This window comes from Arthrobacter sp. MYb214 (genome assembly GCF_002979865.1).
Lineage (GTDB): Bacteria > Actinomycetota > Actinomycetes > Actinomycetales > Micrococcaceae > Glutamicibacter.
Genome location: NZ_PCPZ01000002.1, coordinates 219,329 through 231,013, shown reverse-complemented (window position 1 = coordinate 231,013; position 11,685 = coordinate 219,329). Strand labels below are relative to the sequence as shown.

Sequence of the window (11,685 nt, the reverse complement as noted above, 5' to 3'; positions counted from 1 at the left end):
ATGCGACCCAACTACCGCTCCTGAAAGGCTATGGTCAAAAGACGTGTTCGAGTTGAAAAACGCGATTAGGGACTACCACTGGGGATCTGCTTCGCAGATTTCCGATCTGCTCGATCTGCCCGCGGAAACCACCCCGCAGGCCGAGATGTGGCTCGGTGCCCATCCCGGGTGCCCGAGCCGGATCTCCGATAGCGGGACAGCGCTCAATGATTTCATCGCCCAGGATCCAGAGCACATATTGGGTTCAGCAGTCGCCCAGCGCTACGGACGTCTGCCCTACCTGTTCAAGGTGCTCTCGGCGACCCAGCCGCTGTCGATCCAGACGCACCCCACGCTGAAGCAGGCGCAAGAGCGTTTCGCCCGGGAAAACGCGGACGGCAAGCCTTTGGATGCTGCTGACCGCAACTACCGCGATGACAACCACAAGCCGGAGATGCTCTTTGCCCTGACCGACTTCGTGGCGCTATCGGGCTTCCGCCAACCAGCGCAGATTGTTGAAGACCTGCAGATCCTGGCCGCGCAGCTGCCGGACTCGGCGCATGCACCGATAGGCCAGCTGCTCGACCTGCTGCAGGGCACCGATCCGCTGGCCCGGACTTTCAAGCATGTGCTGACCGCGGGGGACGAAATTTCCCAGCTGGTAGCGCAGATCAGCGAAGCAGTGGCAGGCAGCCCCGAATTGCACGGCAATGCCCATTTCGCCGAGCTAGCCTCGATCAACAAGATCTATCCTGGCGATCCGGGGGTCTTGGTCGCACTGCTGCTGAATTTGATCTTCCTGGAGCCTGGCCAGGCCATCAGCCTAGGTGCCGGCAACGTCCACGCCTACCTGCGCGGTTTGGGAATCGAGGTCATGGCCAATTCGGATAATGTGCTGCGTGGAGGCCTGACCAGCAAGCATATCGATGTTCCCGAACTGCTGGACGTCACCATTGCCGCCCCCTCCCCTGCCCCGATCCTGGAGCCGGTGGCCCTTGATACCCACGACCGCTTGTACAAGCCCGACTTCGAAGAGTTCCAGCTGCAGGTACTCGATCCCATAGAGCCGGGCCTTGCCGCTGATCTGCAGCTGCACGGTGCCGCTGTGCTGCTGTGCACCGCCGGTGAGTTCCTGGTCACCACCCGCGAAGGCGAACGCAGCATCAGCCGCGGGCAGTCGTTGTTCCTCACCGCGGCCGAACTGCCAGCCACCGCCATCTTGCAGGGCACCGTTCCGGGCCAGCTCTTCGCAGCCAGCGCTCAGATCGACTAGCAGCACTGCACTGAGGCCCTTCGTGGCACTATAGGGGCCAAACGCAAAACTGCGAGCCATGGACTTGAATCAAGTCCATGGCTCGCAGTTTTGCAATCAGATGCGGATTAGCGGGTGTAGGCTTCCCACTTATCCTGGTGGTGCTCACCCTCGACGAAGCGGATGGTGCCGGACTTGGCACGCATGACGATCGACTGGGTGTGGATGCGGTTGTCCTTGTAGCGGACACCGCGCAGCAGGTCGCCATCGGTGATGCCGGTCGCTGCGAAGTAGCAGTTATCCGAGGTCACCAAGTCGTTCGTGGTCAGCACGCGGCCCAATTCGTGGCCGGCGTCGATGGCCTTCTGCTTCTCGTCGTCATCAGTTGGCCACAGGCGGCCCTGGATCACGCCGCCCAGCGCCTTGATAGCGCAGGCGGTCACGATGCCTTCAGGGGTGCCGCCGACACCCATCAGCGCGTCAACGCCGGTGCCTTCGCGGGTTGCGGCGATGGCGCCGGCAACGTCACCGTCCATAATCAGCTTGGTGCGGGCACCAGCCGCGCGGATCTCCTCGATCAGGCCAGCGTGGCGTGGGCGGTCCAGGATGGTCACAGTCACCTGGCTGACCTTCTTGCCCTTGGCCTTGGCGATCAGGTGCAGGTTCTGCTTCACTGGCAGGCGGAGGTCAACGAGCTCGGCTGCCTCTGGCCCGGTGACCAGCTTCTCCATGTAGAACACGGCGGAGGGGTCGAACATCGAACCGCGGTCGGCTACGGCCAACACGGACAGGGCGTTGTTCAGGCCCAGTGCGGTCAGACGGGTTCCGTCAATCGGGTCGACTGCGACGTCGCATTCGGCGCCGGTGCCGCTACCAACCTGTTCTCCGTTGAACAGCATTGGAGCTTCGTCTTTTTCACCTTCGCCTATCACGACAACGCCGTTGAAGTTCACGGTGGACAGCAGGCCGCGCATGGCGTCGACTGCGGCACCGTCTGCGGCATTCTTGTCACCGAATCCAACCCACGGCGAGGAAGCGATGGCTGCCGCTTCGGTTGCACGCACCAGCTCCAGTGCTAGGTTGCGGTCCGGCTCCGCGTCGGAAACCGACAGTCGCGGAGAAAGGTGGGCATAATTGTTCTTTTCGGTCACGAAAGATCCCATCACTGAGTCGTAGTCATTGCGCCTATGCAAACAAGGACATTCTATCCTCTAGAGTTTTCGCTTTACAGTTCGTGTCGGGAGTGCCTGCTCATAGTTCGACGTGCGTTTGGGCACTCTGGTTCGAATTCCACAGAATCTTCGGGGAGAATGGAAGGCGTGCAACCTGAGAAGAACACCGAGAACAGCATCCCGGCTACCGGCGACATGGCCAACGGTACCCAGACGCCTGCTGCGTCCCCTCGAAGCCTCGACGATCCGAATGCCACCTTCGAGGATCTGCCGTACAAGCCGCAGCTCACCGAGAAGCAGGCCAAGCGCGCGAACCAGACCTTCAAGGGCATGGTCCTGTCCATCGGCTTCACGGTTGCCATACTCATTCCGGTGCTCATGCTCAACCCGCCGCCCAAGGACGACGCGTTTGAAAGCGACGTCAACCTGCAGGCCACCGCGGAACAGACGGAACAGATTTCTGGCTTTGAGATCTTCGCCCCGGAACTGGGCGACAAGGAATACGCGAACTTCGCTCGCTGGCAGGCTAACACTGCACAGGGAGTCCCCTATTGGGAATGCGGCTTAGTCTTCGAAGACAAGAACTTCGTGTGGGTTCGCCAGGCTGCTGACGCCAACCCGACATGGATTGCCCTGATCACCGATGCGGCGACGCCCACCGAAACTCGCACCATCGGCGGAGCGCAGTGGGAAGTGCGCATCAAGGACCAGAGCACGTACCTGATCTCCGAGTTCAAGGACTCCACCGTCGTACTTTCCAGTGACACCTCGGCCGAACAGCTGAACAGTGTTGCCGAACAGGTCGCTAGCGAGCTGGATTAAGTCACGTTCACGGGAAAAGCCAGTCATATATTCGATATTCGAACAGCATCCCGTAGAATCTGAGTCATGCTCTCTGAATCAACACAACCGACCCTGACGCCTAAAGAGGCTTGGGAAAAGCTCAGCGCCGGCAATTTCCGTTTCGTCAACGAAGATACCCAGCACCCCAACCAGGACAGTGCTCGGCGGCAGAAGTTGATCTCCGGCCAGGAACCTTTCGCTGTCATCTTCGGCTGCTCTGATTCCCGCCTTGCGGCAGAGATCATTTTCGATGTGGGTTTGGGCGACATGTTCGTGGTGCGTACCGCAGGCCATGTCCTGGATCCAGCAAGCCTCGGTTCATTGGAATTCGCCGTTGACGCCCTGAACGTACCGTTGATCGTCATCCTCGGGCATAACTCCTGCGGTGCGATTACCAGCGCCATCCAAGCCAAGGAAACTGGCAACATGCCCAAGGGCTTCGTTCGCGACCTGGTCGAGCACATCACCCCTTCAGTCCATGCCGCCGAACGCAAGGGCATCACCGACGTGAACGGCACCGTTGTCGAGCACGTCAAGCAGACCACCGACCGTCTCGTCGACCTGTCCAGCATCATCGCGCTGGCCATCGAAGAGGGCCGCACCGCGGTCGCCGGCGTTGCCTACCACCTGCACGATGGCCGTGCCCAGCTGGTCTCCAGCCTGGGCCTCGACTAGAAGCTCCAAGCTTCAGGAAAAGCCTTGTAAAACGGCTTTTATTCCCAAATCGGTGAAGCGTCACTGTTGGTTGTGATGTTTACGTCAGAGACCTGTCATTCGATGACGGTTCGGGCGTACTCTGGGCTCATGACTAACAGTGACGATTTCCGTATCGAACATGACACCATGGGCGAAGTCCGAGTTCCGGCTCAGGCCCTGTACCGCGCGCAAACCCAGCGTGCCGTCGATAATTTCCCGATCTCGGGCAAGACCTTGGAATCCTCGCATATCAAGGCCCTGGCCCAGGTCAAGAAGGCCGCCGCACGAGCCAACCTGGCGCTCGGCGTTCTCGACGAAGAACGCGCTGAGGCCATTGTGGCCGCAGCCGATCAGGTCGCTACCGGGCAGTACGACGAGCACTTCCCCATCGACGTATTCCAGACCGGTTCCGGAACCAGCTCGAATATGAACACCAACGAAGTTCTCGCCGAATTGGCCACCCGTGCCTTGAAGGCCCGGGACAGCGGCACCGAGGTCCACCCGAACGACCACGTGAACGCCTCGCAATCTTCCAACGACGTCTTCCCGACGTCCGTGCATGTTGCCGCCACCGGAGCTCTGCTCAATGACCTGGTCCCGGCCCTCGGAACCTTGGCTTCCTCGCTGGAGGCGAAGTCCGCCGAGTTCAAGGATGTGGTCAAATCCGGCCGCACCCACCTGATGGATGCCACCCCAGTCACCCTTGGCCAGGAATTTGGCGGCTACGCAGCACAGGTACGCTACGGCATTGAACGCATCGAAGCGGCCCTGCCACGCGTTGCCGAAGTTCCCCTGGGCGGCACCGCGGTAGGCACCGGCATCAACACCCCAGACGGCTTCCCGCAGCAGGTCATCGAGTTCCTGCGCGAAGACACCGGCCTGCCCATCACCGAGGCGCGCAACCATTTCGAAGCACAGGCCAACCGCGACGGACTGGTCGAGGCCTCCGCAGCTTTGCGCACCATCGCTATCTCGCTGATCAAGATCGCCAATGACCTGCGGTGGATGGGCTCCGGCCCCAACACCGGCTTGGGAGAAATTGCGATCCCTGATCTGCAGCCAGGATCCTCCATCATGCCCGGCAAGGTCAACCCGGTCATTTCGGAGGCAACCATCCAGGTAGCAGCCCAGGTCATCGGCAACGACACCGCCATCGCTTGGGCCGGAACCAACGGCGCCTTCGAGCTGAACGTGGGCATCCCGGTCATGGCCTCCAACCTGCTCGAATCCATTCGCCTGCTGTCCAGCACCTCAACGGTGATGGCCGAAAAGATGATCGACGGCATCAAGGCCAATGTGGAACGCGCGCGCTTCCTGGCCGAGGCTTCCCCATCGATTGTCACCCCGCTGAATAAGCTGATCGGCTATGAAAACGCAGCCAAGATCGCCAAGAAGGCTGTTGCCGAGGGGCTGACCGTACGCGAAGCAACCATCGCTTTGGGCTTCGTTGAACGCGGTGAAGTCACCGAGGAACAGCTCGACCAGCTTCTGGATGTTTCCACCATGGTGGGCAAGCACTAATTCCCTGCTGCTCCACCCCTGCTGCTACCGCGGTTCGATGCTCGCCATCGGGTCGCGGTAGCGCACTTTAACCCGGAAAAACAGACTCCTACTTACCGGTAACATCTGCTAGCCTCCACCTATGACCCGCACCACATCTCGCTCTTTTAAACGTCTTGGCCTCTGGATTTCCGGCACGCTGGTAGTCCTCTTGGCCGCATTCTTCGCTTTTGCTCCCGGCATCGTGGAAAACACCCGCAATAAGATCGAGGCCGCGGGTCTGCCAGCGGTCGGCGACGACGCCGCGAAACTGCATTCGCGCTTGCAGATTGCCGACATGCATGCCGACACCTTGATGTGGGACCGTTCGCTGCTCAAGCGCTCGGACCGCGGCCATGTCGACCTGCCGCGCATGGAAGAAGGCAATGTCGCCCTGCAGGTCTTCTCCTCGGTTTCCAAGTCGCCCGTCGGCCAGAATTACGACTCCAATAGCGCCGAATCGGATAACATCCCGCTGCTGGGCATTGTCCAGCTGCAACCGCCTCAGACCTGGTTCTCGCTCCTGGAGCGTTCGCGCTACCAGGCCAAGAAACTGCGCGACGACGCCGCCGCTTCGCAAGGCACCCTGCGCACCATCACCACCACCGCCGAGCTCGACCAGCTGTTCAAGGACCGCAAGAGCGGCCAGCAGGTCACCGGGGGCCTCTTCTCGGTAGAGGGCCTGCATAATCTTGAGGGCGACGTCAGGAACGTGGATGTCCTGTTCAACGATGGCATGCGCATGGCCGGGTTCACGCACTTCTTCGACAACTCGGTGGCCGGCTCCAAACACGGGGTCGAGAAATCAGGGCTCACCGACCTTGGCCGTGCTGCACTCAAGCGCATGGAAGAGCTGGGGGTCATCGTCGACCTGGCGCATTCCAGCGACGCGGCTTTCAATGAAGTCCTCTCCCTGGCTACTGAACCCGTGGTATTCAGCCACGGCGGTGTCCAAGCCACCTGCGATGTGAACCGGAACCTCACTGACGATCAGATCCAGGCCATAGCCGAGACCGGCGGCGTTATCGGAATTGGCTACTGGGACGCTGCGGTCTGCACCCTGGATGTGGATTCGGTGGTGGACGCGATGGAGCACGTCATCAAGGTCGCAGGAATCGAACACGTCGGTTTGGGCAGCGACTTCGACGGAGCAACTACCGTCGCATGGGATGCCAGCCAGATTGCTGTCATCACCCAGGAACTGATGAATCGCGGCTATTCGGATACGGAAATCGCGGCCATCATGGGCGGAAATACGTTGCGCGTATTCCGCGAGGTGCTTCCAGCGAACTAGCTCAGTTCAATCCAATAGCGTCGCAGGTCCTCAGTGGAGCCGAAGCGGGGCCCGATTTCGGCAACCGGAGTGACGCGTTCGAGGACTCCGCCGCAAGCTTCGATGGTTCGCGCCGAAGCAGTATTGGAGTCGTTGCAGGTAAGCAGGACCCGCGGCAGGCCAAGGCTGCGGGCTTGTTCCAGGGATCCGGCGAGCGCGGTTCTGGCCAGGCGATTGCCACGGGCGCCCGGGCGTATACCGTAGCCGATGTGCCCGCCGACTTCGCGAAGGAAATCATTGCCCAGCTCGTGACGCAAGCTGACCGCGCCCAAGTACTCATCGTCGTGCGCTAGCCACAGGGTGCTTTGCGCAACGAAGCCATCCGGTGGCGTGAAGTGCGGCTTTTCCAGATCCTTGAGCAGCTGGACCCACTGCGCGAAGTCTTCTGCGTTGCGCAGATCCCAACCGTATTTGGCAGCGTAGAAGACCGAGGCCCCGTCCTGCTCCGCCCCCGCCCATTCGGTTGTGCTCCGCATGAAGGAAGCATGCAGTGCGGCAGAAGGTTCAATCAGTCCAATCCCGGTCATGGAGCAAGTCTAAGCTCATGCCGGCGGCATTCACGCATGCCACAGCGGATTTGAAGGCAGAAAACGTCAACTGGCGAAATAGCCACCGGGCCGAGGGTCCAGTGCCCATTGCAGCGCCCGTTCGTGCAGCGGCGGGAGTTCTGGCCGGTCAGCCAGTTCGAAGTACCCCACTTCCAAATTCTCGTCATCGTTGACCTTCGCCGTGCCGGAAAGGTGCCGAGCCTTGAAAACTACATCCAGGTACTGCGCGTGATCCCCATTGGGATACACCGTGGGAGCTGTCACCCCGACCCCCAACAGGTCCGTGATTTCGCATTCGACGCCGGTTTCTTCCAGCACTTCGCGGTGTGCTGTATGCGAAGGCTCTTCGCCTGGATCAATAATTCCTGCCGGCAGGGTCCATTTGCCATTGTCAGCACGTCGCACCAACAGCACCCGGCTGTCGTGGAGGACAACTATTTTCACCCCGGAGAGCCATAGCAGTTCATGACCGATGCGTTCTCGAAGATGGGTTACGAATTCTGGAGTTGCCATGATTTCATCGTGCCATAAGCAGCACTGCTAAAGACCCAATGAGCATGAAGGGACCGAAAGGGACCGCTGATTTCAGCGTCAATTTCCGCACCGCCACGCCCCCGATAACCCAGCCGGTGGCCAGCAGGAAGGCAAGCAAGGTCGCGAAGAACAAACTGGGCAAGGAATAGTATCCGAGATTCATCCCCAGCACGCCGGCCAGCTTCACATCGCCCATGCCCATTGCCCCAGCGGAAATCAGCGCGAGGAGCAGATAGCCTCCGCCAAGCAGCAGCAACCCCAAAAGGCTCATCAGCAGCCCATGCCCATCAGAACGGAAGATCCCCAGCGGCGCGATCACCACGATGCTGGCCGCCAACCAGTAGGCCAGTAGCCGGTTGGGCAAACGATGCCTCGCCATGTCTTCCTTGGACAGGAGGAACCCGAAACCAAGAAAGCAGGCTAGCTGGAGGAGAACCAGCGCTGCGGTGGTCGGGCTTTCCTGTGCCACGTTCCAAATTTCTGACATGCATAGAGCATAGGCACCTCATTGAATCTTCGGCAGAGGGGTCTTCCTCTTGTGAATAATTCAGCCGCTTCTACAATTGGAGTATGGACGTTCCAGCAGTTCCAGTTCTTTTCCCCGGGCAATCCGCCCCTGAGTCGGCGGCCCGTCGTCGTTTCCGTGCCTTGGCCCGGTCCGCCCCATGGCTGAGCACCTCCTTGCAGTTCCAGGTCCAGGTCCCGGAGCATTACGCCAAACCGGACGAAGGCCTGGAAGGCCAGCTGACCGCCATCCTCCGCCAGCGAGAAGCCATAGCCGTGCGCTCGGCCGAGGGGCAACTGGTGTACCAAAAGGAGAAGTTCACCGCAGACCGGAGCCGAGGCTACGTCGCAGCCACCAATTCCTCATGGAAGCTGCCGGCCTCGCTGACCTCCCCGGTTTATACCTCAGACCACCTGATCTTGCGCCGTCCACAAATTTCTGGCTTCAATGGGTTGCTGCCCCTGGAGCATTGGGAACCAATGCTCGATCCGGTGGAACTTGCCGGCACCGAGCCTGCCGCCCATGATCTCGCTTTCGACCACCCCACCTACATTCACGAGCTCGCAGAGATCACCCATGGCAACCGGCCTGCTCTAGCCGCCGTTCTCACTGCGGGACACAACTACCAGCCCGCACTGGCCAACTGTCCTCTCGTTCCCGCCGGGACACGAACCCTCGTGGTACTGGATCTGGCAACAGGCGTCTGCCTGAACCGCCGGGTGCTCTCCGCCCACGCCGGGATGCCTGTGGCCCCGGAGCTGTCGCTTCAGGTCCTGGCCCAGAACGAGTACTACATCGATTCCTTGTTCACCGCCCCAGCTCCCACGCTTACCGACGTGCGGGCGCCGATTCCGTGGGAGCTGCGCAGCGAGCGCCAATCCTAGGACAAGGTGGGCGAATCAAGCAGGTTGGTGACTAGCGCGGCGATAGCAGAGCGCTCGGAACGGGTCAGGGTCACATGCCCGAAGAGGGCATGTCCCTTGAGCTGTTCCACGACCGCGGCGACACCGTCGTAGCGGCCTACATGCAAGTTATCGCGCTGTGCCACGTCATGGGTGAGCACCACCTTGGAATTCTGCCCGATGCGCGATAGCACCGTGAGCAGAACATTGCGTTCCAGCGACTGGGCTTCATCAACAATGACGAAGGAATCATGCAGCGAACGCCCGCGGATGTGGGTCAGCGGCAGGACTTCAAGCATCCCGCGTTCGACCACTTCATCAATGGCATTCTTCGACACGATCGAGCCGAGGGTATCGAAGACCGCTTGGGCCCAAGGTCCCATCTTTTCGCCCTCGGAGCCCGGCAGGTAGCCTAGTTCCTGGCCGCCCACGGCATAGAGCGGACGGAACACGGTGATCTTGCGGTGTTCCCTGCGTTCAAGCACTGCTTCCATTCCGGCGCACAGGGCCAACGCCGATTTACCGGTTCCGGCGTTGCCGCCCAGGGAGACGATGCCCACGGATGGATCCATCAGCAGATCCAAGGCGATGCGCTGCTCTGCACTGCGTCCATGCAATCCGAAGGCCTGCTGGTCGCCGCGCACCAGCTTCAAGGTGTTCGCATCAACCTTGCGGCCCAGGGCGCTTCCGCGCGGGGATGTGATGACGAATCCGGTGTTGATCGGTTCATCGGCGACCGCAGGGTGGTTCAGAAGCTGTTCATGTTCGTAGAGCTTGGCCATGGTCTCTTCGCCCAGTTCCAGCTGCTGTATGCCGGTCCACCCGGTCGAGGCGATCAGCTCATTGCGGTACACCTCGGCATGGATGCCCATGGCAGAGGCCTTGATGCGCATCGGCAGGTCCTTGGTGACCAGCGCAACGTCGAGGCCAGCATCCAGCAGGTGCTTGGCGACAGCCAGGATGCGTGAATCGTTATCGCCTGAGCGCATGCCTACCGGCAGGACTTCCGGGGCGATGTTGTTCAGTTCAATGCGCAGTGTTCCACCAGTTTTGGACACGGGCACCGCTTGGGCTAATCCCCCATGGCTGGCAATCAGCTCGTCAAGCACACGCAAGGCATGGCGTGCGAAGAAGCCCAGATCAGGATCCTTGCGCTTATGTTCCAGCTCGGTGACGACAGTCAGCGGGATCACGACATGGTGCTCATCGAAGTGGAACATGGCTTTCGGGTCAGAAAGCAAAACCGAAGTATCAATGACGTAGGTTCGTACACCCTGTTCGGCTGTTCGTGTCATGGCAGCGCACCCATTCTCGAATCCGGCGTGGGGACTCTCCCCACGCGTAAGTGGGGAATCCCGACACCGGATGTCCAAGGCGATTCCGGCAATTGCTCCGGCTGGCGCTGCATTTGGTCATCTAGTGAGGAACCCTTCGATCAGCTGGGTCTTGTTGCCCCGGCCTTATGATCACCATAGACCTTGAAGCGCTACCTGGGGACTACGTTCAGGTAACGATTAGCTGAACAGCTGAGCCGGGTGCACCATTCGGGGCTCAGGTGCCGAAGCGGCGCTGGCGATCAGCGAAGTCGCGCAACGCACGCAGGAAATCCACGCGGCGGAAATCCGGCCACAACGCCTCGCAGAAGTAGAACTCCGAGTAGGCACTTTGCCAGGTCAAGAAGCCGGAGAGACGCTGTTCCCCGCTGGTGCGGATCACCAAATCCGGGTCTGGCTGGCCCTTGGTGTACAGTGCCGATTCGATGTCTTCAGTGGACAGTCCGGCGGCAAGTTCCTCGACCGTGCGTCCATCCTCGGCGGCCTTGCAAAGCAGCGACTTGAAAGCATCAAGGATTTCACGACGTCCGCCGTAGCCGATGGCCACATTCACATGAACGCCTGTGCGGTTGGCGGTAACGGTTTCCAGCGCGGCAAGCTTCTGCGCCAGGTCTTCAGGCAGCAGGTCCTTGGCTCCCACCTGCTGGACCTTGACCCGGTTGGTCTCTCCCAGACGGTCCAGGGTCGTGCCGATAACTTCCAAGAGGTCGCGCAACTCGCTGGCTTCTCGATTGAGGTTGTCGGTGGAGAGCATGTACAAGGTAACCATCTGTATGTTCAGGTCCTCGCACCAATCGAGGAACTCCAGGATCTTGTCCGCACCGGCCTGGTGGCCTGCCATGGTCGGGGTGCCGGCCAGCTTGGCCCACCGGCGGTTGCCATCGACCATCACGCCAATATGGTGCGGAAGCTTGTCGGCAGGGAGGGACTTCGCCAAGCGCCGTTCGTAGTAACGGTACGCAAGGTTCGGAAGCTGCACCTTGTCCCTGCCTTTCGATAGATTCCAAAAACTCTAGGTTCTAAATCTACCGCTATTTATCGCCCAGCA

At 60.4% G+C, this 11,685-nt stretch carries 12 protein-coding genes; 6 read left to right on the top strand and 6 right to left on the bottom strand.

From position 1 onward, the window contains the following. The first annotated feature begins 43 nt into the window (after positions 1–43). A complete protein-coding gene (gene manA / locus CQ012_RS06820; protein ID WP_105661715.1) occupies positions 44–1,252 on the top strand; it encodes a mannose-6-phosphate isomerase, class I in 1,209 nt (402 codons plus the stop codon). Between the two features lie 107 nt (positions 1,253–1,359). Here manA and glpX read toward each other — a convergent pair whose 3' ends face one another. Then, positions 1,360–2,394: a class II fructose-bisphosphatase gene (gene glpX / locus CQ012_RS06815; RefSeq protein ID WP_105657461.1), complete on the bottom strand. Its 1,035-nt coding sequence runs from the start codon at positions 2,392–2,394 to the stop codon at positions 1,360–1,362. Positions 2,395–2,550: 156 nt separating this feature from the next. Here glpX and CQ012_RS06810 point away from each other — a divergent pair, with 156 nt between their 5' ends. The 4 genes from CQ012_RS06810 (at position 2,551) to CQ012_RS06795 (ending at position 6,775) form a co-directional block, all read left to right on the top strand. After that, positions 2,551–3,225, top strand: a complete 675-nt coding sequence (locus tag CQ012_RS06810; protein ID WP_181149031.1) for a DUF4245 domain-containing protein — start codon at positions 2,551–2,553, stop codon at positions 3,223–3,225. Between the two features lie 66 nt (positions 3,226–3,291). Then, the gene (locus CQ012_RS06805; RefSeq protein WP_105657459.1) at positions 3,292–3,921 is read left to right on the top strand and encodes a carbonic anhydrase; all 630 of its coding nucleotides are present in this window, start codon (positions 3,292–3,294) and stop codon (positions 3,919–3,921) included. A 129-nt stretch (positions 3,922–4,050) separates the two neighbouring features. After that, positions 4,051–5,463, top strand: coding sequence for a class II fumarate hydratase (locus CQ012_RS06800; RefSeq protein ID WP_105657458.1), 1,413 nt, complete (start codon positions 4,051–4,053; stop codon positions 5,461–5,463). A 121-nt stretch (positions 5,464–5,584) separates the two neighbouring features. Then, positions 5,585–6,775 carry a dipeptidase gene (locus CQ012_RS06795; RefSeq protein ID WP_105661713.1) on the top strand — a complete coding sequence of 397 codons (1,191 nt, stop codon included), beginning with the start codon at positions 5,585–5,587 and terminating at the stop codon, positions 6,773–6,775. Here CQ012_RS06795 and CQ012_RS06790 read toward each other — a convergent pair. From CQ012_RS06790 to CQ012_RS06780, 3 genes are all read right to left on the bottom strand, one after another. Further along, positions 6,772–7,341 (bottom strand): GNAT family N-acetyltransferase, encoded by a 570-nt coding sequence (locus CQ012_RS06790; protein ID WP_105661712.1) that lies wholly within the window; start codon positions 7,339–7,341, stop codon positions 6,772–6,774. The genes CQ012_RS06795 and CQ012_RS06790 overlap by 4 nt on opposite strands. Before the next feature lie 66 nt (positions 7,342–7,407). After that, entirely contained in the window at positions 7,408–7,875 is a 468-nt protein-coding gene (locus tag CQ012_RS06785; RefSeq protein WP_105657455.1) for an NUDIX hydrolase, read from the bottom strand. A gap of 4 nt (positions 7,876–7,879) precedes the next feature. Beyond that, on the bottom strand, positions 7,880–8,383 hold the full coding sequence (locus CQ012_RS06780; RefSeq protein WP_105661711.1) for a prepilin peptidase: 504 nt from the start codon (positions 8,381–8,383) through the stop codon (positions 7,880–7,882). Positions 8,384–8,466: 83 nt separating this feature from the next. On the opposite strand from CQ012_RS06780, the gene CQ012_RS06775 reads away from it, so the two are divergent. Beyond that, on the top strand, positions 8,467–9,285 hold the full coding sequence (locus CQ012_RS06775; RefSeq protein WP_105661710.1) for a hypothetical protein: 819 nt from the start codon (positions 8,467–8,469) through the stop codon (positions 9,283–9,285). Here CQ012_RS06775 and phoH2 read toward each other — a convergent pair. After that, the gene (gene phoH2 / locus CQ012_RS06770; RefSeq protein WP_105657452.1) at positions 9,282–10,598 is read right to left on the bottom strand and encodes an RNA 5'-3' helicase PhoH2; all 1,317 of its coding nucleotides are present in this window, start codon (positions 10,596–10,598) and stop codon (positions 9,282–9,284) included. The genes CQ012_RS06775 and phoH2 overlap by 4 nt on opposite strands. 256 nt (positions 10,599–10,854) lie before the next feature. Further along, positions 10,855–11,616, bottom strand: a complete 762-nt coding sequence (locus CQ012_RS06765; protein ID WP_105661709.1) for an isoprenyl transferase — start codon at positions 11,614–11,616, stop codon at positions 10,855–10,857. Positions 11,617–11,685 lie beyond the last annotated feature (69 nt).

Coding starts and splice junctions, on each gene's coding strand:
- CQ012_RS06795 (WP_105661713.1), top strand. CDS start 5,585: ATGACCCGCACCACATCTCGCTCTTTTAAACGTCTTGGCCTCTGGATT.
- phoH2 (WP_105657452.1), bottom strand. CDS start 10,598: ATGACACGAACAGCCGAACAGGGTGTACGAACCTACGTCATTGATACT.
- CQ012_RS06775 (WP_105661710.1), top strand. CDS start 8,467: ATGGACGTTCCAGCAGTTCCAGTTCTTTTCCCCGGGCAATCCGCCCCT.
- CQ012_RS06790 (WP_105661712.1), bottom strand. CDS start 7,341: ATGACCGGGATTGGACTGATTGAACCTTCTGCCGCACTGCATGCTTCC.
- CQ012_RS06805 (WP_105657459.1), top strand. CDS start 3,292: ATGCTCTCTGAATCAACACAACCGACCCTGACGCCTAAAGAGGCTTGG.
- CQ012_RS06800 (WP_105657458.1), top strand. CDS start 4,051: ATGACTAACAGTGACGATTTCCGTATCGAACATGACACCATGGGCGAA.
- CQ012_RS06780 (WP_105661711.1), bottom strand. CDS start 8,383: ATGTCAGAAATTTGGAACGTGGCACAGGAAAGCCCGACCACCGCAGCG.
- CQ012_RS06785 (WP_105657455.1), bottom strand. CDS start 7,875: ATGGCAACTCCAGAATTCGTAACCCATCTTCGAGAACGCATCGGTCAT.
- glpX (WP_105657461.1), bottom strand. CDS start 2,394: ATGGGATCTTTCGTGACCGAAAAGAACAATTATGCCCACCTTTCTCCG.